Below are 26,020 nucleotides of genomic sequence, written 5' to 3' on the forward strand. Positions count from 1 at the left end.
GTGTCTCACTTGTTCGTCAAGGGTTCCCGATCGCTAGGCTCGGTGCATGAGTCGTCCGGAGGCCCAGCGCGCCGACGGACGGCGGAGCCGGGAGGCGATCCTGGCGGCGGCCGAGCGTCTGCTGCTGTCGGGCGAGGGACTGAGCGTGAGCGGCCTCGCCCGGGAGGCCGGTCTGACCCGCGCCACCTTCTACCGCCACTTCCGCGGCGTCGACGCCGTCCTGGACGCCCTGACCCGCTCGATCGCGGACGCACTCCTGCCGAGCCTGCTCGACGACATGGCCGACCTGGCTCTCGACGCGGCGCTCGCGCGCCTCGCCCACGAGGTGGTCGCGCTGGCCGGCGCGTACGGCCACGTCCTGGCGCGGCACCCCCGTCCGATCGACGAGCTCGCGCGCCTCGTCGTGCCCGACGAGCCGATCGCCGCCCTCCTCGGGGAGCGCCGCTCCCGCGGCGAGCTCACCGCGCGGCTGTCGGTCGACTGGCTCGCTCGCTGCGTCCGCGCGTCGTGCCTGGTCGCGATCACCGACGAGCGGGACCCTGCGGTCGTCGCCGACGAGCTGGCGCTCACGCTGCAACGGCTGGTCGCCCCGGACGCAGCACCGGCGGGCCCGCGGAGCGCGGACCCGCCGGTGCGGGGTGGTGCGGGCTGAGCCGGGACGTCAGCCGACGTGGACGCCCTCGGGGCCGTCGGTCGCCAGCTCGGTGTGCTTGACGTCGAGGAAGAGCCAGACGACGAGCGAGCCGAGCAGGATGACACCCGCGCCCACGAGGAACGCGGTGGTGGCGCCGTCCGCGAACGAGCCGAGGTACGTCGCGCCCTCCACGAGGCCGCCCGCCTGGTCGGCGGGGAGGCCGGCGCCGGAGGCGGCCTGGCCCGCCTGGGGGCCCAGGTCCTCGGCCCGGTTGGACGCCACGTGGCTCGCGACGGTGCTCAGGGCCGCGAGGCCGAGCGCGCCGCCGACCTGCTGCATCGTGTTGAGCACGCCCGAGCCGATGCCCGAGTCCTCGGCGCGCACGTGGTGCACCGCGGTCAGGGTCAGCGGCACGAAGGTCATGCCCATGCCGAAGGACATGATGACGAGGTACGGGAACACCGTGCCCCAGTAGTTGATGTCGACGGCCGGGTCGCCCGCGGCGAGCGCACCGACGAGGTCGCCGGCACCCAGGTCGGCGGGCAGGCGGGAGAAGCCGAAGAGCGCGATCGCGGCCAGGATGGTGCCGACACCGGCGACGTAGCGGGCGTCGATGCGGTTGACCAGGTTGGACGACAGGGTCGCGCCGGCGACGATGCCGACCGAGAACGGCAGGAACGCGAAGCCGGTCTGCAGGGGCTCCCAGCCGCCGATGTTCTGCACGTAGAGGCTGAGGAAGAAGAACATGGCGAACATGGCCGCGGGCACCATCATCATGGCGACGAAGCTGGCCGCACGCGTGCGGTTGGCGAAGATGCGGATCGGCATGAGCGGGTCGGGCACGCGGACCTCGATGACGACGAACGCCACGAGCAGCGCGACGCCGGCCGCGAGCGCGGCGATGGTCCAGGTGTCGCCCCAGCCGTGCGCCTCCTCGCCGGCCCGGGTGAGGCCGTAGACGACGCCGAGCAGGCCGAGCGTGCCGGTGATGGCACCGGGCACGTCGAGACGGCCGACGCCGCGGTCGGACTCGGGCAGGAAGCGGGGCGCGAGCACCGCCGCGACGAGGCCGATCGGCACGTTGATGAGGAAGGTCAGGCGCCAGCCCTGGACGTCGAGGCCCAGGAACGTGTCGAGGCCGGTCAGCCAGCCGCCGAGCACGAGGCCGAAGGCCGCGCCGACGCCGGACATGGCGGCGTACACGGCGAACGCCCGGTTGCGGGCGGGACCGGCCGGGAACGCCGTGGTGATGAGCGCGAGGGCGGCGGGCGAGGCGAGCGCCGCGCCGAGGCCCTGGAGGCCACGGGCGCCGAGGAGCAGGCCCTCGTTGGTGGCGAGGCCGCCGAGCAGCGAGGCGACCGCGAAGACGACGAGGCCCATGATGAACACGCGGCGGCGGCCGAGCAGGTCGCCGAGGCGCCCGCCGAGCAGCAGCAGGCCGCCGAAGGCGAGGGCGTAGCCGGTGACGATCCACGACAGGTTCGCGGAGTCGATGGAGAGGTCGTCGCCGATGTAGGGCAGGGCGATATTGGCGATCGTGGCGTCGAGCACCACCATCAGCTGCGCCACCGAGATGAGCACGAGGGCCCAGCCGAGATGACGGGCCGGGGCCGGCGGGGCGGCGTCGCCCTGCGCGGGGGCAGGGCTCGCCGAGGACAGGTCGGTCATGGGGTTCCTTCGGGTGGTGGTGGAGCACGGCGGGGCCGGTACGGCGGGACGCGAGGGCGTCGGGCGACGCCCGGGCGCCAGGGCGTCAGGGGGTCGCTGCTGCGGGCGGCCTCGTCGCCGCCGGCAGGATGATCTCGTCGATGATGCGGGTGATGGCCTCGTGCGTGGGCGGGTCGCCCAGCACGACGGTGCGGTGGATGACGATGCCGGGGAGTGCGGGCTCGAGCAGGTCGAGGTCGAGGTCGGCACGGATCTCGCCGCGGCGCTGCGCCCGGGCGTAGATCTCGCGGGTGACGGCTGCCTTGGGGCCGATCACGCGCTCGCGGAAGCCCTCCGCGAGCTCGGGGTCGGTCGTGAGCGCGGTGACGACGCTGACGAACACGGCGATGGCCTCGTCGTTGACGAAGCCGTCCTCGGTCGCGAACGCGGCGATGAGGTCGCCCCGCAGGGAGCCCGTGTCGACCGGGACGGTGGGTCCGGCCTTGAGGCTGCACAGGGCGTCGATGACCAGCTGGGCCTTGGTGGACCAGCGGCGGTAGAGCGTCGCCTTCGACGCCTTGGCCCGGCTCGCCACCGCGTCCATCGTGAGACGGTCGTAGCCCACCTCCGCGAGCACCGCGGCCGTGGCGTCGCGGATCTGCTGCTCGCGGTCGCCCTCGACGCGGGGGCGGCAGATCGGGCGGGGCAGGTTCATCGGGTCCTTCGGGCAGAGGATGGAACGGAACGGTTTCGTTCCGTCGAGGACGCTACACCCGTCCGCGCGGATGGAACAACCTCGTTCCATCACTGTTCACCGAGACCCCGGTCACGGTGGTCGCGGCGCATCGTCGGTGCCGCCCGGCAAGATGTCCCCATGAGCGAGGCGAGCACCGGGGTCTCCCCGGCCCCGGAGGAGGCGCGCGAGCGGCACCGCGTGCTGGCGGAGCAGCTGGAGGACGCGCGGTGGCGCTACTACGTGCTCGACTCGCCGACGATGTCCGACGCGGAGTTCGACGCGCGGATGCGCGAGCTGGAGGCGCTGGAGGAGGAGCACCCCGAGCTCCGCACCCCGGGCTCGCCCACCCAGACCGTCGGTGGCGCGGTGTCGACGGAGTTCACACCGGTGGACCACCTCGAGCCGATGATGAGCCTCGACAACGCGTTCACCCACGACGAGCTGGCCGCCTGGTACGCCCGGCTCGCCCGCGACGGCGTCGGCGCGCCCGCGCTGCTGTGCGAGCTGAAGGTCGACGGGCTCGCGATCAACCTGCTCTACGAGGAGGGTCGCCTGGTGCGCGCCCTGACCCGGGGCGACGGGCGCACGGGGGAGGACGTGACCCCCAACGTGCGCACGATCGACTCGATCCCGCACCGGCTCACGGGCACGGACGAGTTCCCCGTCCCCGCCCTGCTGGAGGTGCGCGGCGAGGTCTTCCTGCCGGTCGCGGCGTTCGAGCGGCTCAACGAGCAGATGACGGCGGCCGGCAAGCAGGTCTTCGCCAACCCGCGCAACGCCGCGGCCGGCTCGCTGCGCCAGAAGGACCCCCGCGTCACGGCCACCCGCGCGCTGGGCATGGTCTGCCACGGCATCGGCGCGCGCCGCGGCTTCGAGCCGACGGCGCAGTCGGCGGCGTACGCGGCGCTGCGGGCCTGGGGCCTGCCGACCTCCGACCGCGCCGCCGTCGTGCCCGACCTGACCGGGGTGCAGGAGTACGTCGAGCGGTACGGCGCGCAGCGGCACGCGGTGGAGCACGAGATCGACGGGGTCGTGGTGAAGGTCGACGACGTCAGCCTCCAGCGGCGCCTCGGATCGACGAGCCGGGCGCCGCGGTGGGCGATCGCGTTCAAGTACCCGCCGGAGGAGGTGAACGCGAAGCTCCTGGAGATCATGGTCAACACGGGCCGCACGGGCCGCGTCACGCCGTTCGGGCGGATGGAGCCGACGCGCGTCGCGGGCTCCACCGTCGAGCTGGCCACACTCCACAACGCCCACGAGGTGCAGCGCAAGGACGTGCGCCCCGGGGACACGGTGATCCTGCGCAAGGCCGGCGACGTCATCCCCGAGATCGTCGGGCCCGTCCTCGACCTTCGCCCCGAGGGCCTCGAGCCGTGGGTCATGCCGACGACCTGCCCGGCCTGCGGCACCGGGCTGGCGCAGCAGAAGGAGGGCGACAAGGACCTGCGCTGCCCCAACCACGAGAAGTGCCCCGCCCAGGTGCGCGAGCGCGTGTTCCACGTCGCCGGGCGCGGGGCGTTCGACATCGAGGGCCTGGGCTACGAGGCCGCGGTCGCGCTGCTGGGGGTCGAGGGGTTCGACAACGAGGGCGACGTCTTCGACATCGACGCCGACCTCCTGCTGCGCACCGACCTCTTCACCCGGGCGCCGAAGAAGGGGGAGGAGGGCCGGCAGCTGACCGCCAACGGCGCCAAGCTGCTCGCCAACCTCGACAAGGCGAAGCAGGTGCCCCTGTGGCGTGTGCTCGTCGCGCTGTCGATCCGGCACGTGGGCCCCACCGCGGCCCGCGCCCTCGCGACCGAGTTCGGCTCGATGGAGGCCATCCGCGCCGCCAGCCTCGCGGAGCTGTCCGCGGCGGCCGGCGTCGGGCCGACCATCGCCGAGGCCGTCGTGGAGTGGTTCTCCGTCGACTGGCACCGCGCCATCGTGGACGCGTGGGCCGCGGCCGGGGTCGCGATGGCCGACGAGCGCGACGAGTCCACGCCCCGCACGCTGGAGGGCCTGACCGTCGTGGTGACCGGGTCGCTCGTCGACTTCAGCCGCGACTCGGCCAAGGAGGCGATCCTGTCGCGCGGCGGGAAGGCCGCCGGCTCGGTGTCGAAGAAGACCGACTACGTGGTCGTGGGCGAGAACGCCGGCACCAAGGCCGAGAAGGCCGACCAGCTCGGCGTGCGCACCCTCGACGAGGACGGGTTCAAGGCGCTGCTCGAGCACGGCCGCGCCGGCGTGGGCGACGAGCCCGAGGGGGCGGAGCAGCCCGAGGCGGCGGAGCAGTCCGAGGGGTGACGCCGGGCGCGGGCGCCGTCAGGGCCGGCCGCGCCGCGCGACGTCATGCGGAGCGGAGGTCGGGAGCCACGGTCCGCATGACGTCCGAGCGTGGCGCCGTCGAGGTGACCGGGCGCGTCGAGGTCACTGGGCGGGCTCCATGCCGAAGAACAACCAGCCCTCGTCGGTCGAGCGGACGAAGAGCGCGGCGGCGTCCCCCTCGTACGCCTCGGTGAACGGCACCACGAACACGGCGACGTCGTCGACGGTGATGTCGAGCTCCTCCTCGACGGAGGCGGCGAACTCCTCCCAGCCGGGGTCGGCTCCCTCCTCGTCCCCGGTGGACCCCAGGACCTCCTCGCGGCCGACCTCCGCGTCGGGGTCCTCGGGCAGCTCGAGGGCGCCTGTCGCGGCGGCCTCGACGAGCGCCGCGTGGTGCGCCTCGTTGTCGGGGGCCTCCACGACGTCGGACCAGGCCGCCTCGGTCGAGACCTGCTCGAACGCCTCCAGGTCGTCCTCGAGGATCGAGGTGCGCCACGCGGCGTAGACGTCCTCGGCGGTGTCCGCGGTGTCGGCGGTGTCGGCGGTGTTCGTCGTCCCCCGGTCCGTCGCCGTGTCGTCGGCACCGGTTCCGTCGCCGCACCCGGCGAGCACGACGGTGAGGGTCGCGGCGACCGCGAGGTGGGCCAGGCGTGACGTCCGAGGGTTCATGGAGGTCCATCGTGTGCCCCGGCGCGTGGGGCCAAACCCGCGGCCGCCGCCACGCGCGGGACGTCATGCGAACCCGAGGCCGGGGCCCTCGATCCGTATGACGTCCGCGGCGGGGCGGTGCGGGGCGCGGCGCAGGCGAGGTGGCGGCGTACCCCCCGGTCGACACCGACGCCGCCGAGGTCGGGGCTCCTCCCTAAGATGGCCGCCATGCCCGACACACCCCCGGCGCTGACGCGCGAGGACGTGGCGCACCTCGCCGACCTCGCCCGCATCGACCTGTCCGACGCCGAGCTCGACCACCTGGCCCCGCAGCTGTCGGTGATCCTGGAATCGGTCGCCTCGATCCAGGGCGTGGCCGGCGACGACGTGCCGCCGACGTCGCACCCGCTGCCGCTGACGAACGTGTTCCGCGAGGACGTGGTGACGCCCAGCCTGAGCGCCGAGGAGGCCCTCGCGGGGGCCCCGGCCGTCGAGCAGCAGCGCTTCAGCGTGCCGCGGATCCTGGGGGACGAGCAGTGAGCACGACGAACGGCGACCTGACCCGGCGTACCGCCGCGGAGCTGGCCGACGCGCTGGCCGCGGGCGAGACGACCTCGGTCGAGCTGACCCAGGCCCACCTCGACCGCATCGCGGCCGTCGACGGCTCCGCCGAGGCGGGCGTCCACGCGTTCCTCCACGTCGACCCCGAGGGTGCCCTCGCGCAGGCGCGGGCCTCCGACGAGCGGCGGGCGGCCGGCACCCCGGCGCACCTGCTCGACGGCGTGCCGATCGCGGTGAAGGACATCCTCACCACCACGGGCCTGCCCACGACGTGCGGCTCGAAGATCCTCGACGGGTGGGTGCCGCCGTACGACGCGACGGTCGTCACCCGCCTCAAGGCGGCCGGCCTGCCGATCCTCGGCAAGACCAACATGGACGAGTTCGCGATGGGCTCCTCCACGGAGCACTCGGCCTACGGCCCGACCCGCAACCCGTGGGACCTCACCCGCATCCCGGGCGGGTCCGGCGGCGGGTCGGCGGCGGCCGTGGCGTCCTACCAGGCGCCGCTCGCGCTCGGCACCGACACGGGCGGCTCGATCCGCCAGCCCGGCGCCGTCACGGGCACGGTCGGCGTGAAGCCGACGTACGGCGGCGTGTCCCGCTACGGCCTCGTGGCGCTGGCCAACTCGCTCGACCAGGTCGGGCCGGTGACCCGCACGGTGCTCGACTCGGCGCTGCTCCACGAGCTCGTCGGCGGCCACGACCCGCGCGACTCCACGAGCATCCCGCAGCCCGTCCCCGGCCTCGTCGCCGCGGCGCGCCAGGGTGCGGCGGGCGACGTGGCCGGCCTCAAGGTCGGCGTCGTGCGCGAGCTGGGCGGCGAGGGCTGGCAGCCGGGCGTGATGGCCCGCTTCGACGAGGCGGTCGAGGCGCTGGTCGCCGCCGGCGCCGAGGTCGTCGAGGTGTCCTGCCCGAGCTTCGTGCACGCCATGGCGGCGTACTACCTGATCCTCCCGGCCGAGTGCTCCTCGAACCTCGCGAAGTTCGACGCGATGCGCTACGGCCTGCGGGTGCTGCCCGAGGGCGTCGCCTCGCCGAGCGCGGAGGAGGTCATGCGCGCCACCCGCGACGCCGGCTTCGGCGACGAGGTGAAGCGCCGCATCATCCTCGGCACCTACGCGCTGTCGTCGGGCTACTACGAGGCCTACTACGGCCAGGCGCAGAAGATCCGCACGCTCATCAGCCGCGACTTCGCGGCGGCCTTCGAGCAGGTCGACGTGCTCGTCAGCCCGACGGCGCCGACCACGGCGTTCCCGCTGGGGGAGAAGCTCGACGACCCGCTGGCGATGTACCGCGGCGACCTCGCGACCATCCCGGCCAACCTCGCCGGCGTGCCGGGCATCTCGGTGCCCGCCGGTCTGGCGGACGAGGACGGGCTGCCCGTCGGGTTCCAGGTGCTGGCGCCGGCGCTGGCCGACGACCGGGTCTACCGGGTGGGTGCCGCCGTGGAGGCGCTGCTGGGCGAGAAGTGGGGTGGCGCCCTGCTCGAGCAGGCGCCCGAGCTGGAGGAGGTCGGCCGATGAGTGCGAGCACCGAGGTGCTGGTGGACTTCGACGAGGCGCTGGAGCGCTACGACCCCGCGCTGGGGCTCGAGGTCCACGTCGAGCTCAACACCGCCACGAAGATGTTCTGCGGCTGCCCGGCCACGTTCGGCGGGGAGCCCAACACGCAGGTCTGCCCGACCTGCCTGGGCCTGCCGGGCGCGATGCCGGCGGTGAACGGCAAGGCCGTCGAGGCCGCCATCCGCATCGGGCTGGCGCTCAACTGCGAGATCGCCGAGTGGTGCCGCTTCGCGCGGAAGAACTACTTCTACCCGGACATGCCGAAGAACTTCCAGACGTCGCAGTACGACGAGCCGATCGCCTTCGACGGCTACATGGACGTCGAGGTCGACGGCACCACGTTCCGCGTCGAGATCGAGCGCGCCCACATGGAGGAGGACACCGGCAAGTCCACCCACGTCGGCGGCGCGACGGGCCGGATCCACGGCGCGGACCACTCGCTGGTCGACTACAACCGCGCCGGCATCCCGCTCATCGAGATCGTCACCCGCCCCATCGTCGGGGCCGGCGCCCGCGCGCCCGAGGTGGCCCGGGCGTACGTCGCGCAGCTGCGCGACCTCATCCTCGCCCTCGGCGTCTCCGAGGCCCGGATGGACCAGGGCAACCTGCGCGCCGACGTCAACCTGTCGCTGGCGCCGAAGGGCAGCGGCGTGCTCGGCACCCGCAGCGAGACGAAGAACGTCAACTCGTTCCGCTCCGTGGAGCGCGCCGTGCGCTTCGAGGTCGCGCGTCACGCGGGCGTGCTCGACGCGGGGGGGAAGGTCGTCCAGGAGACGCGCCACTTCCACGAGGACACCGGCATCACGACGTCGGGCCGCGAGAAGTCGGACGCGGAGGACTACCGCTACTTCCCGGAGCCCGACCTCGTGCCCGTCGCCCCCAGCCGGGAGTGGGTCGAGGAGCTGCGCGCCACCCTGCCCGAGAACCCGACGGCGAAGCGGGCGCGCCTGCAGGCCGAGTGGGGCTACTCCGACCTCGAGATGCGCGACACGGTCGGTGCGGGGGCGTTCGGCCTCGTCGAGGAGACCATCGCCGCCGGGGCCTCGCCCCAGGCGGCGCGCAAGTGGTGGGTGGCCGAGCTGGCCCGCCGCGCCAACGACGCGGGCGTCGAGCTCGCGGCCGTGGGCGTGACGCCGGTGCAGGTCGCGGCCGTGCAGGCGCTCGTCGAGGGCGGCACGATCAACGACAAGCTGGCGCGCCAGGTCTTCGACGGCCTCGTGGCCGGCGAGGGCACGCCGGAGGAGATCGTCGCCGCCCGCGGCCTGGCGATCGTCTCCGACGACGGCGCGCTGGGCGCCGCCGTCGACAAGGCCATCGAGGCCAACCCCGACGTGGCGCAGAAGATCCGCGACGGCAAGGTCGCCGCGGCCGGCGCCCTCATCGGCGCGGTCATGAAGGAGATGCGGGGCCAGGCCGACGCCGGCCGGGTGCGCGAGCTGGTGCTCGAGCGCCTGTCCTGACGGGCGGGCCGACGGGCCTGCTCAGCGCAGCGCGAGCCGCACGATGCGGTCGTCGCCCGGGCGGGGTTCCACCCGGCCGTCGGTGTTGTTCGTCAGGAGCCACAGGCTGCCGTCGGGTGCGGGGCGCACCTGGCGCAGCCGGCCGTACGTGCCGGTCAGGTACGCCGTGGGGTCGCTCGCGCGCCCGTCGGCCACGCTGACCCGCCAGAGCCGCTCGCCCCGCAGGGCGGCCATCCACAGGGTGCCGTCGGTGTAGGCCAGCCCGGAGGGGGACGCCTCGTCGGTGGGCCACGTGAGCTGCGGGTCGACGAAGCCCCGGTCGGTGCCGCCGGTGCCCTCGACCTCGGGCCAGCCGTAGTTGCCGCCGGGCTCGACGAGGTTGAGCTCGTCAGCGGTGTCGGCGCCGAACTCGGTGGCCCACAGACGGCCGTCGTCGTCGAAGGCGAGGCCCTGCACGTTGCGGTGGCCCATCGACAGCACCGGCGACGTGGGGTCGGGGTTGTCGGGCGCGGGGGCGCCGTCGGGCGTGACGCGGAGGATCTTGCCGGCCAGCGAGTCGGCGTCCTGGGCGAGGCCCTCCTCGCCGGCGTCGCCGGTCGAGACGTAGAGCATGCCGTCGGGGCCGAACGTGAGGCGGCCGCCGTCGTGGCGGTTCGCGCTGGGGATGCCGGTGAGCACGTCGGTCTGGGCGCCGAGGGTGCCGTCGGCGTCGAGCACGCGGCGTACGACGCGGTTGTCCTCGTCGGTCGTCAGGTAGAAGAAGAGCGTCCGGTCCTGGGCGAAGTCGGGGGAGACGGCGACACCGAGCAGGCCCGACTCGTCCTCGTTCTCGGCCTCGGGGAAGTCACCGGCGTCCGTGGTGGTGCCGTCGGCGGCCACGAGCAGCACGTCGCCGGTGTCGCGCTCGGGCACGACCGCGCGGCCGTCGGGGAGGAACGCCACGTCCCACGGCGTCTCGAGACCGGTGGTCACGTCGCCCGTGGGCTCGGGCACCGGGGCGGGCGCCGCGGTGGTCGGGGTGCCGGTGGGGCTCGCCGGCGTCGTGGCCGCCGACCCGCCGTCCGACGGGGTGATGACGGGGGAGTCCGCCTCCTGCGCCGACTCCTCCCCGGAGCACGCGGTCAGCGTGACGAGGGCGGTGGCGACGGCGACCGCGACCGCGGTCGCACGGCTCGAGGGGCGCATGCTCCCCAGCGTGGGTCGGGCCCTCAGAGGCCGGCCCGCTCCGCCCCCGGCCGCTCCCCGAGCCGGCCGAGGAAGTCGACCAGGAGGTCGTGCAGCTCGCCCGGGTGCTCCATGCCCACGAAGTGCGACCCCGGCAGCTCGACGTAGCGGGCGTCCGGCATCCGCTCGGCGGCCGAGCGCATGGCGCGGGGGCCGGCCAGGATGTCGTGGGAGCCGGCGACGAAGACCGCCGGCACGTCGATGCGCGACAGCGAGACGCGCTGGTGGCGGGCCGTGTGCAGCGCCATGTGGAAGTACCAGTCGAGCGGCGTCGTCAGGAACTCCCGCACCGCGACGGCGGCCGCCTCCTCGTCCTCGACCTCGCCCATGAAGCCCACGGCGCCCAGCAGCCTGATGGTGGTGGGGCCGATGGGCAGGGCACGCGCGACCGGGGTCAGCAGCGGGCCGGCGCGCCGGCCCACGCGGGTGATCCCGACCGTCAGCCGGCCGCGCACGGGCGCGGGCAGGCGCGTCAGCTCGAGCATGGTCGAGAACGTCGCTCCGGGGACGCCCGCGACCGCGAAGAGCCCCTCGACCCGGTCGGGGTGGCGCGTGGCGAGCTCGAACTGGGTGTTCACGCCCATCGACCAGCCGATGGTCGGCGCGGAGGCCACCCCGGCGTCGTCCATCACGGCGAGGGCGTCCTCGACGAACGCGTCGATGCCGATGCTGCACCCGTCGACGGGCCGCTCGGAGCCCCCGACGCCCCGGTGCGCCCACGAGACGACGCGCACGCGGCAGGCGGGGTCGAGCAGCGCCGGCCAGGCGTGCGCGTTCGTGCCGAGACCGTTGCACAGCAGGACGGTCGGGCCGGGCAGCGCCCGGTCGGGGTCGTTGGTCCACGCGCGCAGGCGGGTGCCGTCGGCGCTCGTCACGTCGTGGAACGCGAGCCGGACGGGGCTGTCCGGGCTGTCGGGGCCGGCGGGGGGAGGGCCGTCGACCGGGAGGGAGGGAGGCACCGCCGCATCATGCCCGACCGCGCCCGGCCGTGGTGGTCCGGCTGTGGTGCGAGTCTCACCCGACGTTCACCCGGACGTGCCCCGGGCGACGTCCGGGCGGCGTGGGCTCGGGTGCCATGCACTCGTCTCGGAGAACACTTCTGGGTGCCGGCGCCGTCGTCGCGCCCACCCTCCTCGTCCCGTCCGTCGCCCCCGCGGTGCTCCCGCCCGCGGCGGCGGCCGACTCCCGTCGTACGGCGGCCGCCCCCACCCTGGGTGCGGACCCCTTCACCCTCGGCGTCGCCTCGGGCGACCCGGCCGCCGACGGCTTCGTCCTGTGGACGCGCCTCGCGCCCGAGCCGCTGGCCGCCGACGGCGCGGGCGGCATGCCGTCGCGCCGCTACCAGGTGGCCTGGGAGGTCGCGGCCGACCCCGGCTTCCGCCGCGTCGTGCGCCGCGGCCAGGTCAGCGCCGGGCCGGAGTCGGCCCACGCCGTGCACGTCGAGGTCCGTGGCCTGGCCGCGGGCCGGGAGTACTGGTACCGCTTCCGCACCGGCGCCCGCGGCGCCGCCCACGTCTCCGGCGTCGGTCGCGCCGTCACCGCCCCCGCACCGTGGGCGCTGCCCCGGCAGCTGCGGATGGCGTTCGCCTCGTGCTCGAACTTCCCGGTCGGCTGGTTCACCGCCTACCGCCACCTCGCCGAGGAGCAGCCCGACCTGGTGCTCCACCTGGGCGACTACCAGTACGAGGGCGCGGCGAACCCCGCCCACCTGCGCCCGCACGCGGGCCCGGAGACCACGACCCTGGCCGGCTACCGCCAGCGCCTCGCGCAGTACCGCACCGACCCCGACCTGCAGGCCGCCCACGCCGCCGCCCCGTGGCTCGTCGTGTGGGACGACCACGAGGTGGACAACAACTACGCGGCACTGGTCTCGGAGAAGCCCGCCGAGCAGGCCGTGTTCGCCGAGCGGCGCGCGGCGGCGTACCGCGCCTACTACGAGAACATGCCGCTGCGGCGCACCTCGGTGCCCCGCGGTCCCGGCATGCAGCTGTTCCGCCGCGTCTCGTGGGGCCGGCTGGCGACGTTCCACATGCTCGACACGCGCCAGTACCGCTCCGACCAGGCGCAGGGCGACGGCTGGAAGGCGCCCGGCGGCGGGTACGACGACCCCACCCGCTCGCTGCCCGGCCTCGCCCAGGAGCGGTGGCTGCTCGACGGCCTGCGGGCCTCGGGCGCGCGCTGGGACGTGCTCGGCCAGCAGGTGTTCTTCGGCGGGCGGCGTAACGCGACCGGCGCGGCCACGACCGTCTCGATGGACTCGTGGGACGGCTACCCGGCCTCGCGGCAGCGCATCAGCCAAGGCTTCCTCGACGCCCGGGTGCGCAACCCCGTGGTGCTCACCGGCGACGTGCACGCCCACTGGGCGAGCGACCTCTACCTCGACTACGACGAGCCGACGACGCCGATCGGCTCGGAGTTCGTGACGACGTCGATCACCTCGGGCGGGGACGGGTACGACGACCCCACCGGCACCCACCCGTGGATGCCGGACAACCCCAACATCCGCTTCTGGACGAACCTGCGCGGCTACGTCTCGACCACGATCGAGCCCGACGCGATGCGGGTCGACCACCGCTGCGTCCCCGTGGTCACGACGCCCGACGCGCAGGCCTTCACCCGTCGCTCGTACGTCGTGGAGGACCGGGTGCGCGGCATGCAGCAGGTCGCGGACGCCCCGCTCGCCGCCGCGGCCGGTGCCCGCGCGCGTCGGGCGCTCCCGAGCGACGAGCAGGTCGTGCGCGACACGGTCCGGGAGGAGACCGGCTACTGAGCCGGCGCCGGGCCGGCGCCGGGCCAGCGCTGAGCCGGTCCTCTCAGTCGGGGGCCGGCTCGGCGTGCGGCGGGGCGCCGCGTGATGTGGCCGTGGCGCCCGCGACGGCGGCGACCACGCAGGCCAGGGCCGCGACTTGCAGCGCGGTCAGCAGCTCGCCGAGCACCACCAGCGCTGCTACCGCCGCGGCGGCGGGCTCGAGGCTCATGAGGATGCCGAAGACCGACGGCGGCAGCGTGCGCAGCGCGACGAGCTCGCACGAGTAGGGCACCACGGAGCTCAGCAGCCCCACCGCGAGCCCGACGAGCAGGATGCGGGTGTCGAGCATCTGCCCGCCGTGCGCGGTCAGCACCCAGGGCGTGAGCGGCACCGTCGCGACCAGGCTCGCCACCGCCAGCCCCTGCAGGCCGGGCCACTGCGCGCCGGTGCGCGCGCTCAGCAGGATGTACGCCGCCCACGCGACCCCGGCGACGAGCGCGAAGGCGACGCCCACCGGGTCGAGGTCGGCGGGTTCGGCGCCGAGCAGCACGACGCCGGCCGCCGCCAGGCCCACCCACACGAGGTCGCGCGGGCGCCGGCTGCCCACGAGCGCCAGGGCCAGCGGGCCCACGAACTCGATGGTCACCGCGATGCCCAGCGGGATGCGCGCGAAGGACTGGTAGATCGCCCAGTTCATCGTGCCGAGGCTCAGCCCGAACCCCAGCACGACCAGCCAGTCGCTGCGCGAGCGGCCGCGCACCTGCGGCCGCGCCCACGCGAGCAGCACCAGCGTGCTGGTCACCAGGCGCAACCACACGATGGTGGTGGGGCTGACCTCGCCGAACAGTCCCTTGGCGACCGCCGCCCCCAGCTGCACCGACGCGATGCCGACCAGGACGAGACCGACGGCGCGGCCCAGGGGTGGGGTGCTCAGGACTCCTCGTCCGGTCCGACCACGGGGGTCGGCACGCCGGCGGTGATGACGGTGCCGTCGGCGCGGTGGCCGCCGACGAGGGGCCGGTCGCCCAGCACCCCGTCCTTGCGCGGGCCCTGGTGCGCCAGGGTCACGGTGGCCGCGGTGCCGGGGCGGGCCACGTGCTCCTCGCCGCGCACCCGGAACGGCACCTCGCCGTCGCCGTCGACGACCGCGACGGTCATCTCGTCCTGGGTGACGGTGACCTGCACCCGGGTGCCGTGCCACTGCAGCGGGAACGACAGCGACGGCCAGTCGGCGGGCAGGCGCGGGTCGAACGACAGGCGCTCGCCGTGGTCGCGCATGCCGGCGAAGCCGCTGACGAGCGCCGACCAGACGCCACCCATCGACGCGACGTGGAGGCCGTCGACGGTGTTGCCGTGCAGGTTGACGAGGTCGACGTAGAGCGCGGAGCGGAAGTAGCGCAGCGCCACCTCGTGGTAGCCGACCTCGGCCGCCATCACCGACTGCACGACCGCCGACAGCGTCGAGTCGCCCGTCGTGATGGGGTCGTAGTACTCGAAGTCGGCCTTCTTCTCCTCGGGCGTGAAGCGGTCGCCCTGGAGGAAGAGCGCGAGCACGACGTCGGCCTGCTTGAGCACCTGGAACCGGTAGATGACCAGCGGGTGGTAGTGCAGCAGCAGCGGCCGCAGCTCCATCGGGGTGCGGGAGAGGTCCCACACCTCGCGGTCGAGGAAGTGCTCGTCCTGCGGGTGGATCCCGAGGGTCTCGTCGAACGGGATCGTCATCCCGGCCGCGCACCGGGCCCACTCCTCGACCTCGCCGTCGCGCAGCTCCGTGCGGTGCACGACCTGCGTGTACGCCGCGGGGTCGCTCGCGGCGAGGTCCCGCACCGCCTGCACGGCGCGCTCGAGGTTGTAGCGCGCCATGACGTTGGTGAACAGGTTGTTGTTGACGACCGTCGTGTACTCGTCCGGGCCCGTCACGCCGTGGATGTGGAACGAGTCGGTGCCGTTCGTGCGCCAGAACCCGATGTCGGCCCACATGCGGGCGGTCTCGACGAGGATGTCGATGCCGTCGCGCACGAGGAACCCCGTGTCGCCGGTCGCGTCGACGTACTTCGCGAGCGCGTAGGAGATGTCGGCGTCGATGTGCACCTGCGCGGTGCCTGCGGCGTAGTACGCCGACGCCTCCTCGCCGTTGATGGTGCGCCACGGGAACAGGGCCCCGGCCTGGGCCATCTCCTTCGCGCGCTCGCGGGCCGCGGGCAGCATGCGGCAGCGGAAGTGCAGCGCGTTGCGGGCCGTGTCGGGGGAGGTGTAGGTGAGGAACGGCAGGACGTAGACCTCGGTGTCCCAGAAGTAGTGCCCCTCGTAGCCCGAGCCGCTCACTCCCTTGGCCGGCACGCCCTGGTGGTCGGCGCGCGCGCTGGCCTGCGCGAGCTGGAACAGGTTGAAGCGGATGGCCTGCTGCAGCTCCGGGTGGCCCTCGACGACGACGTCCGCGCCGGCCCAGAAGCGGTCGAACCAGGCCTGCTGCTCCTCGCGGTAGTGGTCGACGCCGAGGCGCCGCGCCCGGTCGAGCGTGCGGTCGCAGCGGTCGGAGAGCTCCCGGACGGGGACGCCCTTCGAGGAGTGGTAGGCGACCAGCTTGTCGACGCGGATGGTGCTGCCCTGCGTCGCGTCGGCGCGCACGACGTACTTCGCCATGTCCTCCTCGGCGTGCCGGATCACCTCGTGGGTGTCGTCGCAGGTGAGGAGGTGGTCGGCGGCGACGGCGACCGTCATCTTCGAGCGGGCGCACTGGTAGCCCAGGAGCATCCGCTGCTCGTTGGCGTAGTGGGCGCGGGGGAGCAGCACGCGGTGCTCGAACCCCGACGACTTGCGGGGGTCGAGGCCCTCGCCGAGGGAGGCGCCCGGCACGTGGTACTCGTCCTTGCCGTCCTGGCGGTTGAGCATCTGCGAGGAGATGACAATGGGCGCGTCGCCGTCGAGCATCGTGACCTCGAGGCTCAGCAGCGACAGGTGCCGCTCGGTCATCGAGACCATGCGGCGCGAGACCACCCGCACCCGCTTGCCCGAGGGGGTGCGCCACACGAGCGTCCGCGTCAGCTCGCCGGACCGGAAGTCCAGCGAGCGCTCGTAGTGCTCGAGGTCGGCGGTGCCCAGGTTGAGCGGCTCGTCGTCGACGTAGAGCTTGAGCACCTTCACGTCGGGCACGTTGACGATCGTCTGGCCGGTGCGGGCGAAGCCGAACGCGCTCTCGGCGTGCTTGATCGGCCACGTCTCGTGGAAGCCGTTGATGAAGGTGCCGTGGGCGTGGGCGTCCCGGCCCTCCGCGGGGTTGCCCCGCATGCCCAGGTAGCCGTTGGCGACGGTGAACAGCGTCTCGGTCAGGCCGAGGTCGCCGGGGAAGTGGTCGGTCTCGACGAGGCGCCACGGGTCGACCGGGAAGCGCCCGCGGTCCATCGGGTCCTCGGGGACGTCCTTGCGCATCGCGGCCATCAGGCGTCGGCCCCCGGCAGGCCGGCCCCCGGCCCGTCGGTGACGGGCACGAGCTCGGCCAGGTCGGTGACGACGACGGTCGCGCCGGCCTCGGTGAGCACGGCGGCGCCGGCCCCGCGGTCGACGCCGACGACGGCGGCGAAGGCGCCGGCCGCGCCCGCGCGCACGCCGGAGACGGCGTCCTCGAGCACGACGGAGGTCGCGGCGTCGGCACCCAGCGCGGCGGCCGCGTGGAGGAACGTGTCGGGGGCCGGCTTGCCCGGCAGGCCCAGCTCCTTGGCCACCGTGCCGGACACGACGGTCTCGAAGCGGTCGAGCAGGCCCGCGGTGCGCAGCACGGCCGGGGCGTTCGCGGAGGACGAGACGACTGCGAGACGGATGTCGAGGGTCGCCAGGTGGTCGAGCAGCGCGACGGAGCCCGGGTAGGGGCGCACGCCCTCCCGCTCCAGCACCTCGTTGAACGACTCGTTCTTGCGGTCGCCCAGGCCGTGGATCGTCTCGGCCTCCGGGCTGTCGGACTCGCTGCCCTCGGGGAGGTCGATGCCGCGGGAGGCGAGGAAGTCGCGCACCCCGTCGTACCGGGGCTTGCCGTCGACGTGGTCGAAGTAGTCGCGCTCGGTGTAGGGCGAGGTGTCGCCGGGACCGTCCCAGGCGGCGAGGAAGTCGTTGAACATGACCTCCCACGCGCGCATGTGGACCTCCGCCGTCGGCGTGATGACGCCGTCGAGGTCGAAGAGGGCGGCGCGGTGCTCGGACCAGTCGATCGCAGTTGTCACCGGGACAGGCTAGGGCCCCGCCGCGCGGCCCGTGAGGAGGACGTCGTTAACGGGGGGTTACCGGTGGCCGCCCGCATCCCGGCGCCCCGGTGGGTGGGGGCCGGCGCCGGTCTACCCTGGGCCCATGACCGGTGGCGCCCCCGACTCCCAGCTCGACTCCCAGCCCGACTCCCAGCTCGACTCCCAGCCCGACTCCCAGCCCGCGACGCAGCCCGACATCAAGCCGCGCTCGCGCGACGTCACGGACGGCCTCGAGCGCGCCGCCGCGCGCGGCATGCTGCGCGCCGTCGGCATGGGGGACGACGACTGGGAGAAGCCGCAGATCGGCGTCGCCTCGTCGTGGAACGAGATCACCCCGTGCAACCTCTCGCTCGACCGGCTGGCGAAGGCCGTGAAGAACGGCGTGCACGCCGCGGGCGGCTTCCCGATGGAGTTCGGCACCATCTCGGTCTCCGACGGCATCTCGATGGGCCACGAGGGCATGCACTTCTCGCTGGTCTCCCGCGAGGTCATCGCTGACTCGGTGGAGACCGTGATGATGGCCGAGCGCCTCGACGGCTCGGTGCTGCTGGCGGGCTGCGACAAGTCGCTGCCCGGCATGCTCATGGCCGCGGCCCGCCTCGACCTCTCGAGCGTGTTCCTGTACGCCGGCTCGATCATGCCCGGCAAGGTCGACGGCCGCGACGTGACGATCATCGACGCGTTCGAGGCCGTCGGCGCCTGCCTGGCCGGGAAGATCTCCCGCGAGGAGGTAGACAAGGTCGAGCGCGCCATCTGTCCCGGCGAGGGCGCCTGCGGCGGCATGTACACGGCCAACACGATGGCCGCCGTCGCCGAGGCCCTCGGCATGTCCCTGCCCGGCTCCGCGGCCCCGCCGGCCGTCGACCGCCGCCGCGACGGCTACGCGCACAAGTCGGGCGAGGCCGTGGTCGGGCTGCTGCGCCGCGGCATCACGGCGCGCCAGATCATGACGAAGGAGGCGTTCGAGAACGCCATCACCGTCGTGATGGCGCTGGGCGGATCCACCAACGCCGTGCTCCACCTCCTCGCCATCGCCCGCGAGGCCGAGGTCGACCTGACGCTCGAGGACTTCAACCGCATCGGCGACAAGGTGCCGCACCTCGGCGACCTCAAGCCGTTCGGCAAGTACGTGATGTACGACGTCGACCAGAAGGGCGGCATCCCGATGGTGATGAAGGCCCTCCTCGACGCGGGCCTCATGCACGGCGACTGCCTCACCGTGACCGGCCGCACGATGGCGGAGAACCTCGCCGACATCGCCCCGCCGGCCGTCGACGACGACGTGATCCGCACGCTCGACCGCCCCATCCACGCGACCGGCGGCCTGACGATCCTCCACGGCACGCTGGCCCCCGAGGGCGCGGTCGTGAAGTCGGCCGGCTTCGACGAGTCGGTCTTCGAGGGCACGGCCCGCGTCTTCGACGGCGAGCGGGCGGCGATGGACGCCCTCGCCGCCGGCGAGCTGAAGCCCCGCGACGTGGTCGTCATCCGCTACGAGGGCCCCAAGGGCGGCCCGGGCATGCGCGAGATGCTCGCCATCACCGGCGCGATCAAGGGCGCGGGCCTCGGCAAGGACGTGCTGCTGCTCACCGACGGCCGCTTCTCCGGCGGCACGACGGGGCTGTGCGTCGGCCACGTGGCCCCCGAGGCGGTCGACGCCGGGCCCATCGCGTTCGTGCGCGACGGCGACCGGATCACGCTCGACGTGGCCAACCGCCGCCTCGACGTCGACATCGACGCGGACGAGCTGGAGCGCCGCAAGGAGGGCTGGGAGCCGCTGCCCCCGAAGTACACCCGCGGTGTCCTCGGCAAGTACGCCCGCACGGTGCAGTCGGCCGCGCACGGCGCGGTCACCTTCTGAGGCGGGTCCGCTGAGCCTCCCCCGACCCGACCTCGACCCGGCCCACCTCGACCCGGCGGCGCTCGACCGCGCGGACCCGCTGGCGGCGTACCGCGAGCGGTTCGTCGGGGCGGGCACGTCGCTGGTCTACCTCGACGGCAACTCGCTGGGCCGCCCGCTGCGCACGACGGTGGAGCGGATGGCGTCGTTCGTCGAGGCCGAGTGGGGCGGGCGGCTCATCCGGGGCTGGGACGAGGGTTGGTTCGACCTGCCGCTCACCCTCGGCGACGAGCTGGGCCGGGTGGTGCTGGGCGCGGCGCCGGGCCAGACGGTGGTCGGCGACGCCACGACGGTGCTGCTCTACAAGCTGTTGCGCGCCCTCGTGGACGCGGCGGTGGCGCGGGACCCCCGCCGTACCGAGGTCGTCGTCGACACCGACAACTTCCCCACCGACCGGTACGTCGTGGAGGGGGTCGCCGCGGAGCGGGGCCTGACGGTGCGCTGGCTCGAGGTGCCGGTCGACGGCGGGATGGAGGTCGCGGCCCTCGAGCCGCTGCTCGGCCCACGCACGGGCGTCGTCGTGCTCAGCCACGTCGCCTACCGGTCCGGCCACCTCGCCGACCTCGCGGGCGTCACCGCCGCCGCCCACGCGGCCGGCGCGTTCGTGCTCGCGGACCTGTGCCACTCCGCCGGGGCCGTCGAGGTCGGGCTCGACGCCGCGGACGTCGACGTGGCCGTCGGGTGCAGCTACAAGTACCTGGGCGGCGGGCCCGGCGCCCCCGCCTTCGCGTACGTCGCGGCCCGGCTCCACGACGAGCTGCGCCAGCCCATCACCGGCTGGATGGGCCACGCCGACCCGTTCGCGATGGGTCCCGGCCACCAGCCCGCCCCGGGCATGCGGCGCTTCCTCTCGGGCACCCCGCCGGTGCTCGCGATGCAGCCGTTGCGCGACACGGTGGCGCTGCTCGACGAGGCCGGCGTGCCGGCGGTGCGCGCCAAGGCGGCGGGGCTCACGTCGTACGTCGTCGACCTCGCCGACGTGCACCTCGCCCCGCTCGGCGTGCGGCTCGCCAGCCCCCGCGACCCCGCCGCCCGCGGCGGCCACGTGACGCTCACCCACCCCGCGATGCGCGAGGTGGTCGCGCGGCTGTGGCGCGAGGACGTGCTGCCCGACCACCGCGACCCCCACGGCCTGCGGGTCGGGCTCTCGCCGCTCTCGACGTCGTACGCCGAGGCGCACGCGGGTGTGCTCGCCGTCCGCACGGCCCTGCTGGACCTCGGGGCCGGCTAGCGGCGCTGCCCGTGGCCGTCGTGGCGCGGGGCGGCGAAGAGGAGCACGACGAGCACGCCGAGGCCCAGGGCGCCGGCGGGCAGCAGCACGGCCTGGGCCATCGCGTCGGAGAAGCGTCCGGCGACCTCGGCGGGCACCGTCCCGCCGCCGGCCTGCATCTCCTCGGCCGATCCGGTCGCGCCCGGCAGGTTGGCCGCGAGCCGCGCCTGGATGAGCGCGGCGACGGCGGCGCTGCCGAGGACGGCCCCGACCTGACGCGTCGTGTTGTAGACGCCCGAGCCCGCCCCGGCCGACGGCAGCGGGAGGTTGCGGGTGGCCGTCGCGCTGAGCGGCGCCCACAGGAACGCGCTGCCGACGCCGAAGAGCGCCAGGGGGAGCAGCACCTGCCACACCGGGCTGTCGGTCGTCATCACGCGGCTGAGCCCCAGCAGCGCGAGCGCCGAGGCAACGAAGCCGACGACCGTGATGCTGCGCGGGTGCGCCCGGTCGACGAGCCGCCCGACCACCGGGGCCAGGAAGCCGGTCGCGAGCGCCATCGGGACGAGCAGGAGCCCGGACCCGATGACCATCGCCCACAGGGCGGGCCAGGGGCTGACCCCGGGCGCGTCGGTGCTGGGGGCGTCGCTCCCGGCCGCGGCGGCGGGGGAGCTGGTCGGGTCGGGCATGCGTGGTCTCCGTCGGGTGGGTGGTGGGGCGGTGAGGGCCGCGCGGGACGGTACGCCGCGGGTCGCCGGCCGTCGAGGGGGTTGCGTACGGTCACGTCGTGACGACCCCGCCGAGCGCAGCGCCGGAGCTGCGACCGCACCTCGCACCGTCCCCCCGCCGCACCGACCCCGGCTCCCCGGCCGGCCTCCCCGTCGGCCCCCCGGTCCCGCCGCGGGGGGTCGCGGCGCCGGCCCACGAGCCGCTCACCGGGCGGTGGGCGCGCCTGGAGCCGCTGCGGCCGGCGCACGCGGCGGCGCTGCACGCGGCCACGGCGGCGCCGGAGGACGACGCGGCGTGGACCTACCTGCCCCTCGACCGTCCGGCCGACCCGGAGGCGTCGGCCCGTCGGGTGCGCGACGACGTCGCCGACCCCGACCTGCTGACGTGGGTGGTGGTGCCGCACGCGACCGGCCGGGTCGAGGGGAGGCTCTCGCTCCTGCGCACGAGCACCGCGAACCGCACCACCGAGGTCGGCTGGATCTCGTTCGGCCCCGCCCTGCGGCGCACCACCGCGGCGACCGAGGCCGTGGCGCTGCTGGCCGACCACGTGCTCGGCGCCGGCTACCGGCGCCTGGAGTGGAAGTGCGACAGCCTCAACGAGCCGTCGCGGCGGGCGGCGCTGCGCCTCGGGTTCACCTTCGAGGGCCGCTTCCGCCAGGCCGTGGTCGTCAAGGGGCGCAACCGCGACACCGACTGGTTCTCGCTGCTGGACCACGAGTGGCCCACGGCGCGCGCCGCCTGGCTGGCCTGGCTCGACCCGGCGAACTTCGACGCCGACGGCCGCCAGCGCCGCAGCCTCGCCGAGCTGCGAGCGGGGCTGCGAGCGGGGCTGCGGGCCGGCCGGGACGTCTAGGCGGGTCCGGGGGCCGCCGGGCCGCCGGGCCGACGCCTGGTTCGTGGTAGGAGCGCCACGCATTCCGCGGCGCTGCTACCACGAACGGCGTGGCACGCCCCGCACGCACGGCGACGGCCGCCGGCCCCCGGAGGGACCGACGGCCGTCGGTGTGGTGCTGGTCGTGCAGGTGGTACGGCGGTCAGCTCGCCGGGACCGGGACGATCTCCGAGCGCGCACCCGGGGCGCCGAAGAGGTGCAGGACGAGCGCCTCCTTGCCGCCGGCGCCCAGCAGGTCGATCGTCGCGCCGTCGGTGTCGGCGAACACGGGCCCGGCGGTCGCGACCGCCGGGGCGCCCGCGTCGAACGCCACCGGGCGGGTCGTGTCGGCGAGCCCGCCGGTCGCGGCGTCGAACACACCGGCCACGTAGGTGATCGGCGCGCTCGTGCCGTCGGTCGGCAGCCCGAGGGCGGCCTTGGAGACCGGCAGCAGCGCCACGTCGGTGTCGAAGACGTTGGTGTCGCGGTCGGCCTCGTAGAAGTTGACCGGGCGCTCGTCGAGCGTGTCGCCCGTGGCCAGGTCGACCGTCACGGAGTAGAGGACGTCGGTGTCGGTGAAGAACTGCAGGTAGGTCTCCACGTCGGCCGCGCCGTCACCGTCGATGTCGTAGTCGACGAACGGGATGTTGGCCCGTCCGACCGTCGCCCAGTCGCCCCAGGTGTCGATGCCGAACCAGAGGTAGTCGTCGGTCGCGCCGGCGCCCACGGACTGCAGGTCCATGCCGCGGTCGGAGCCCTGGTCGACGCACCCGACGACCTGGGTGCCCGTGCACAGCGGCATCTGGCCGCTGCGCGCGCCGAGCTCGAGCACCGACACCACCGAGCGGTGGCCGCTGACGCCGTTGCCGCCCTGCGCCACACCCGCGCCGTCGAGCACGAGCTGCCCGTCGGTCACGGTGGAGGTGGTGGTCGAGTTCGGCCGGGCGACGCCGTGGACCGGCACCCGCAGCGCGGGGTTGTTGCCGGACTTGATGGTGACGCGACCCGAGGCCGCGGTGACGAACTGGCGGGGCACGCCGAGCTGCTCGGCGGCCATGGTCGGGTCGATCACCCGGGCCAGGCGGCGCGGGTAGACGGTCATCGTCAGCGTCACCGAGCGCTGCGAGCGCGCCGGCACGGTGAGGCTGCTGGCCGAGAGCGAGTAGCCCACGCCCGGCTGGGACGTGGCCGCCTGGTAGCCGAGCTGGTAGGTGACGGCGCGGCTCGCGTCGTTGCGGACCGTGATCGTCTTCTGGCGCGTGACCTTCTCGGTGGTGATCGGCGCGTTGACGATGCCGAAGGTCGCCGAGACGGGGTTGTTGGTGCCGTTCGTCCACGCCAGCGTGGAGGTGCCCGCGGCGTAGCGCGCGTCGATGCGGCCGGCGCCGACCCGGGCGGGGCCGTAGCGGTCGCCCGAGCGGCTGGCGCCCTCGAACAGGTCGTTGGTCGCCGTGTTCATCACGGCGGCCTTCACCTCGAGCGGGGAGTACGACGGGTGCTGCGCCAGCACGAGCGCGGCGACACCGGCGGTGACCGGGGCGGCCATCGAGGTGCCGGACAACGTCGCGATGCCGTTGCCGCTGCCCACCGCCGCCGAGCTGATGGTGTCGCCGGGGGCGGCGACGTCGGGCTTGACGCCGCTGTAGGTGCCGTGGCCGCCGCGCGAGGTGAACCCGGAGACGGTGTCGACGATGCCCTCGTCGTACGTCGCGAGGCTCTGCGCCAGCGTGCCGTCGAACTGCACCGCGAGCGTGCCGGCCTCGGCGGCCGGGCGGAGCCGGTCGGTGTCGTTGCCGGTCAGCTGGATGACGGGGATCTGGGCGTCACCGAGGATGCCCGCGCCGAAGACGTCGAGCTCGCTGGTGAAGATGGCGCCGATCGCGCCCGCCTCGCGGGCGTTGGCCGAGCGGGCGCCGGAGCCGCAGCGGCGGGTGGCGTCGCTGTCGTCCCACTCCAGCCACGCGACCTTGCCGGCCACGCGGGCGGCGTCGGTCGCGCTGAACGGCTCGCAGCCGTCGGCGTTGGCGCCGGGCACGGTCGCGACCGTGCCGGCGACGGGCGGGCGGGTGGCGAAGGGGTACGCGGTGGAGAACTGGCCGGCCGCCGTGCCCGCGACGTCGCTCGGCGCCGTCACGCGGATGGCGTCGCGGCGCTGCATGGCGTCCACCGTGCTGGCGACGGCCAGCGAGCTGGTCGCGCTGCCCGGGGAGCCGCCGGCGTCGGTGATGTCGCCCTCGTTGCCGTTGGAGGCGACGGTGAGCACGCCGTGCCGGGTGAGGGCGTCGATGACCTCGTTCTGCGGGTCGTCGGAGGGCACGTAGGCCGAGCCCAGCGACATGTTGACCACGTCGAGGCGGTCGGAGAAGTCGCCGTCGCCGTTCGGGTCGAGCGAGTAGTCGAGGGCCGCGATGACCTGGTCGGTGCTGCCCTCGCAGCCGAAGACGCGCAGGGCGTGGATCTCGGCCTGCGGCGCCATGCCGGGGCCGATCTTCAGGCCGCGCAGGGTGTTGGGGCCGACGGAGGCGTAGTTGCCCGCGAAGGTCGAGCCGTCGGGCATCACGCCGTACCCGGCCGCGCTGCCGGCCACGTGGGAGCCGTGGCCCTCGCAGTCGAGCGGGTTGGGGTCGGGGGAGGGCACCGGGTTGTAGGACGCGGCGGTGTCGTCGGCGTTGTAGTCGTCGCCGACGAAGTCGTAGCCGCCCACGACCTTGGCGCGACCGGCGGCCGGCAGGGCCTGGAGCCAGCCGTCCTCCGTCGAGCTGGCCTGGGCCGCCTCGAACGCCTCGACCGTGCCGGGGCCGCCGAAGGTGGCGTGGGTGTAGTCGACGCCGGTGTCGATGACGCCGATGCTGACGCCGTCGCCGGTGTTGCCGTTGTAGGACCACACCTGGTTGGCGCGCACGAGGCTCGCGGCGCTGGAGTTGTCGAGGGTGCGCTCGGTGATGCGCGAGACCTTGACGACGCCCGGCTGGGTGGCCAGCGCGCGGATCGCGGTCGTGTTGGCGCTGATCGCGACACCGGGGACGGCGTTGGCGACGGTGTAGAGCTCGGCCGCGCCGGAGTCCTTCGCGCGGGCCGCGGCGACGATGCGGTCGGCGGTGCCCTGCACCTGGGCGCGGCGGTCGGTCGCCCGGCGCTTGGCGGTCGACGCGGAGCCCTGGGCGGCGGCGTCGGCGGCACCGGCGCCGCTGAGCTGGACGAAGACGCTCTGACGGGCCTCGGTGTCGAGGTCGACACCGGGGGCGATGGGGGCCCGGGCGACGGACGGCGGGGTCGTCTGGGGGATCGGCAGGGGCTCGGCGCCCGGGTCGCCCGGGGCGGCGGAGCTGGGCGCGACGGAGAGCATCGTCGCGCCGAGGGTGAGTGCGGCGACGCCGGCCCACCGTCGAGGAGTAGTGAACACCCGAGATCTCGCTTTCGATTGTCGCCGGGCGGCCGCGTTCCCGAATTCGCGCGGCCGGAAGAACTCCGGCGTCCGCGCACTGTATGCCGAAGCACCGACGGCGCCCAGCGCCCCGACCAGGATTTCTCCGAACCGTGATCGGACGGT

The 26,020-nt window shown here is 74.5% G+C and carries 19 protein-coding genes; 9 read left to right on the forward strand and 10 right to left on the reverse strand.

Features of this window, described 5'->3' with window-relative positions; translation table 11 throughout:
- The first annotated feature begins 46 nt into the window (after window positions 1-46).
- The gene (locus INN71_RS00990) at window positions 47-652 is read left to right on the forward strand and encodes a TetR/AcrR family transcriptional regulator (protein ID WP_277499207.1); all 606 of its coding nucleotides are present in this window, start codon (window positions 47-49) and stop codon (window positions 650-652) included.
- 9 nt (window positions 653-661) lie between these two features.
- Here the strand turns inward: INN71_RS00990 and INN71_RS00995 are convergent, their stop codons facing one another.
- Complete coding sequence (locus INN71_RS00995) at window positions 662-2,302, reverse strand: MFS transporter (protein WP_277499208.1); 1,641 nt, start codon at window positions 2,300-2,302, stop codon at window positions 662-664.
- An 85-nt stretch (window positions 2,303-2,387) separates the two neighbouring features.
- Window positions 2,388-2,996 (reverse strand): TetR/AcrR family transcriptional regulator, encoded by a 609-nt coding sequence (locus INN71_RS01000; RefSeq protein ID WP_277499209.1) that lies wholly within the window; start codon window positions 2,994-2,996, stop codon window positions 2,388-2,390.
- A 159-nt stretch (window positions 2,997-3,155) separates the two neighbouring features.
- Here INN71_RS01000 and ligA point away from each other — a divergent pair, with 159 nt between their 5' ends.
- Window positions 3,156-5,303 carry an NAD-dependent DNA ligase LigA gene (ligA, locus tag INN71_RS01005; protein WP_277499210.1) on the forward strand — a complete coding sequence of 716 codons (2,148 nt, stop codon included), beginning with the start codon at window positions 3,156-3,158 and terminating at the stop codon, window positions 5,301-5,303.
- Between the two features lie 123 nt (window positions 5,304-5,426).
- Here ligA and INN71_RS01010 read toward each other — a convergent pair whose 3' ends face one another.
- The gene (locus tag INN71_RS01010) at window positions 5,427-5,993 is read right to left on the reverse strand and encodes a hypothetical protein (protein ID WP_277499211.1); all 567 of its coding nucleotides are present in this window, start codon (window positions 5,991-5,993) and stop codon (window positions 5,427-5,429) included.
- A gap of 207 nt (window positions 5,994-6,200) precedes the next feature.
- On the opposite strand from INN71_RS01010, the gene gatC reads away from it, so the two are divergent.
- From gatC to gatB, 3 genes are read left to right on the forward strand one after another with little or no spacing between them, the layout of a single operon-like run.
- On the forward strand, window positions 6,201-6,512 hold the full coding sequence (gene gatC, locus INN71_RS01015) for an Asp-tRNA(Asn)/Glu-tRNA(Gln) amidotransferase subunit GatC (RefSeq protein ID WP_277499213.1): 312 nt from the start codon (window positions 6,201-6,203) through the stop codon (window positions 6,510-6,512).
- Entirely contained in the window at window positions 6,509-8,056 is a 1,548-nt protein-coding gene (gene gatA / locus INN71_RS01020; RefSeq protein ID WP_277499214.1) for an Asp-tRNA(Asn)/Glu-tRNA(Gln) amidotransferase subunit GatA, read from the forward strand. Before gatC ends, gatA begins: the two co-directional genes overlap by 4 nt.
- Entirely contained in the window at window positions 8,053-9,555 is a 1,503-nt protein-coding gene (gene gatB, locus INN71_RS01025) for an Asp-tRNA(Asn)/Glu-tRNA(Gln) amidotransferase subunit GatB (protein ID WP_277499215.1), read from the forward strand. Before gatA ends, gatB begins: the two co-directional genes overlap by 4 nt.
- Window positions 9,556-9,576: 21 nt before the next feature.
- Here the strand turns inward: gatB and INN71_RS01030 are convergent, their stop codons facing one another.
- Window positions 9,577-10,740: a sorbosone dehydrogenase family protein gene (locus INN71_RS01030; protein ID WP_277499216.1), complete on the reverse strand. Its 1,164-nt coding sequence runs from the start codon at window positions 10,738-10,740 to the stop codon at window positions 9,577-9,579.
- A gap of 23 nt (window positions 10,741-10,763) precedes the next feature.
- On the reverse strand, window positions 10,764-11,738 hold the full coding sequence (locus INN71_RS01035) for an alpha/beta fold hydrolase (RefSeq protein ID WP_277499217.1): 975 nt from the start codon (window positions 11,736-11,738) through the stop codon (window positions 10,764-10,766).
- A 116-nt stretch (window positions 11,739-11,854) separates the two neighbouring features.
- Between INN71_RS01035 and INN71_RS01040 the strand changes: the two genes are divergently transcribed.
- Window positions 11,855-13,549, forward strand: coding sequence for an alkaline phosphatase (locus tag INN71_RS01040; RefSeq protein WP_277499218.1), 1,695 nt, complete (start codon window positions 11,855-11,857; stop codon window positions 13,547-13,549).
- A gap of 43 nt (window positions 13,550-13,592) precedes the next feature.
- Here the strand turns inward: INN71_RS01040 and INN71_RS01045 are convergent, their stop codons facing one another.
- The 3 genes from INN71_RS01045 to INN71_RS01055 are packed head-to-tail and all read right to left on the reverse strand — an operon-like array spanning window position 13,593 to window position 17,742.
- Window positions 13,593-14,405, reverse strand: coding sequence for a DMT family transporter (locus INN71_RS01045; protein ID WP_277499219.1), 813 nt, complete (start codon window positions 14,403-14,405; stop codon window positions 13,593-13,595).
- Window positions 14,406-14,458: 53 nt separating this feature from the next.
- Window positions 14,459-16,957 (reverse strand): glycoside hydrolase family 65 protein, encoded by a 2,499-nt coding sequence (locus tag INN71_RS01050; protein WP_277499220.1) that lies wholly within the window; start codon window positions 16,955-16,957, stop codon window positions 14,459-14,461.
- Window positions 16,958-16,965: 8 nt separating this feature from the next.
- Window positions 16,966-17,742: an HAD family phosphatase gene (locus INN71_RS01055; RefSeq protein WP_277499221.1), complete on the reverse strand. Its 777-nt coding sequence runs from the start codon at window positions 17,740-17,742 to the stop codon at window positions 16,966-16,968.
- 124 nt (window positions 17,743-17,866) lie between these two features.
- On the opposite strand from INN71_RS01055, the gene ilvD reads away from it, so the two are divergent.
- Window positions 17,867-19,624: a dihydroxy-acid dehydratase gene (gene ilvD / locus INN71_RS01060; protein ID WP_277499222.1), complete on the forward strand. Its 1,758-nt coding sequence runs from the start codon at window positions 17,867-17,869 to the stop codon at window positions 19,622-19,624.
- Window positions 19,563-20,894, forward strand: coding sequence for a kynureninase (locus tag INN71_RS01065; protein ID WP_277499223.1), 1,332 nt, complete (start codon window positions 19,563-19,565; stop codon window positions 20,892-20,894). Before ilvD ends, INN71_RS01065 begins: the two co-directional genes overlap by 62 nt.
- Here INN71_RS01065 and INN71_RS01070 read toward each other — a convergent pair.
- Window positions 20,891-21,559, reverse strand: a complete 669-nt coding sequence (locus tag INN71_RS01070; protein WP_277499224.1) for an MFS transporter — start codon at window positions 21,557-21,559, stop codon at window positions 20,891-20,893. The genes INN71_RS01065 and INN71_RS01070 overlap by 4 nt on opposite strands.
- Window positions 21,560-21,657: 98 nt before the next feature.
- Here INN71_RS01070 and INN71_RS01075 point away from each other — a divergent pair, with 98 nt between their 5' ends.
- Entirely contained in the window at window positions 21,658-22,452 is a 795-nt protein-coding gene (locus tag INN71_RS01075; RefSeq protein ID WP_277499225.1) for a GNAT family N-acetyltransferase, read from the forward strand.
- A gap of 181 nt (window positions 22,453-22,633) precedes the next feature.
- Here INN71_RS01075 and INN71_RS01080 read toward each other — a convergent pair whose 3' ends face one another.
- The gene (locus INN71_RS01080) at window positions 22,634-25,816 is read right to left on the reverse strand and encodes a S8 family serine peptidase (RefSeq protein ID WP_301799234.1); all 3,183 of its coding nucleotides are present in this window, start codon (window positions 25,814-25,816) and stop codon (window positions 22,634-22,636) included.
- Window positions 25,817-26,020: the final 204 nt, after the last annotated feature.

Origin of the sequence: Nocardioides sp. ChNu-153 (assembly GCF_030466625.1) — a bacterium.
Classification (GTDB): Bacteria; Actinomycetota; Actinomycetes; order Propionibacteriales; family Nocardioidaceae; genus Nocardioides.

Bases quoted from the DNA above. Each gene is read 5' to 3' on its own strand.
- INN71_RS01000 (WP_277499209.1), bottom strand. From the start codon at position 2,996: ATGAACCTGCCCCGCCCGATCTGCCGCCCCCGCGTCGAGGGCGACCGC.
- INN71_RS01030 (WP_277499216.1), bottom strand. From the start codon at position 10,740: ATGCGCCCCTCGAGCCGTGCGACCGCGGTCGCGGTCGCCGTCGCCACC.
- INN71_RS01070 (WP_277499224.1), bottom strand. From the start codon at position 21,559: ATGCCCGACCCGACCAGCTCCCCCGCCGCCGCGGCCGGGAGCGACGCC.
- INN71_RS01040 (WP_277499218.1), top strand. From the start codon at position 11,855: ATGCACTCGTCTCGGAGAACACTTCTGGGTGCCGGCGCCGTCGTCGCG.
- INN71_RS01050 (WP_277499220.1), bottom strand. From the start codon at position 16,957: ATGCGCAAGGACGTCCCCGAGGACCCGATGGACCGCGGGCGCTTCCCG.
- INN71_RS00995 (WP_277499208.1), bottom strand. From the start codon at position 2,302: ATGACCGACCTGTCCTCGGCGAGCCCTGCCCCCGCGCAGGGCGACGCC.
- INN71_RS01080 (WP_301799234.1), bottom strand. From the start codon at position 25,816: ATGCTCTCCGTCGCGCCCAGCTCCGCCGCCCCGGGCGACCCGGGCGCC.
- ilvD (WP_277499222.1), top strand. From the start codon at position 17,867: ATGACCGGTGGCGCCCCCGACTCCCAGCTCGACTCCCAGCCCGACTCC.
- gatB (WP_277499215.1), top strand. From the start codon at position 8,053: ATGAGTGCGAGCACCGAGGTGCTGGTGGACTTCGACGAGGCGCTGGAG.
- ligA (WP_277499210.1), top strand. From the start codon at position 3,156: ATGAGCGAGGCGAGCACCGGGGTCTCCCCGGCCCCGGAGGAGGCGCGC.
- INN71_RS00990 (WP_277499207.1), top strand. From the start codon at position 47: ATGAGTCGTCCGGAGGCCCAGCGCGCCGACGGACGGCGGAGCCGGGAG.
- gatC (WP_277499213.1), top strand. From the start codon at position 6,201: ATGCCCGACACACCCCCGGCGCTGACGCGCGAGGACGTGGCGCACCTC.
- INN71_RS01010 (WP_277499211.1), bottom strand. From the start codon at position 5,993: ATGAACCCTCGGACGTCACGCCTGGCCCACCTCGCGGTCGCCGCGACC.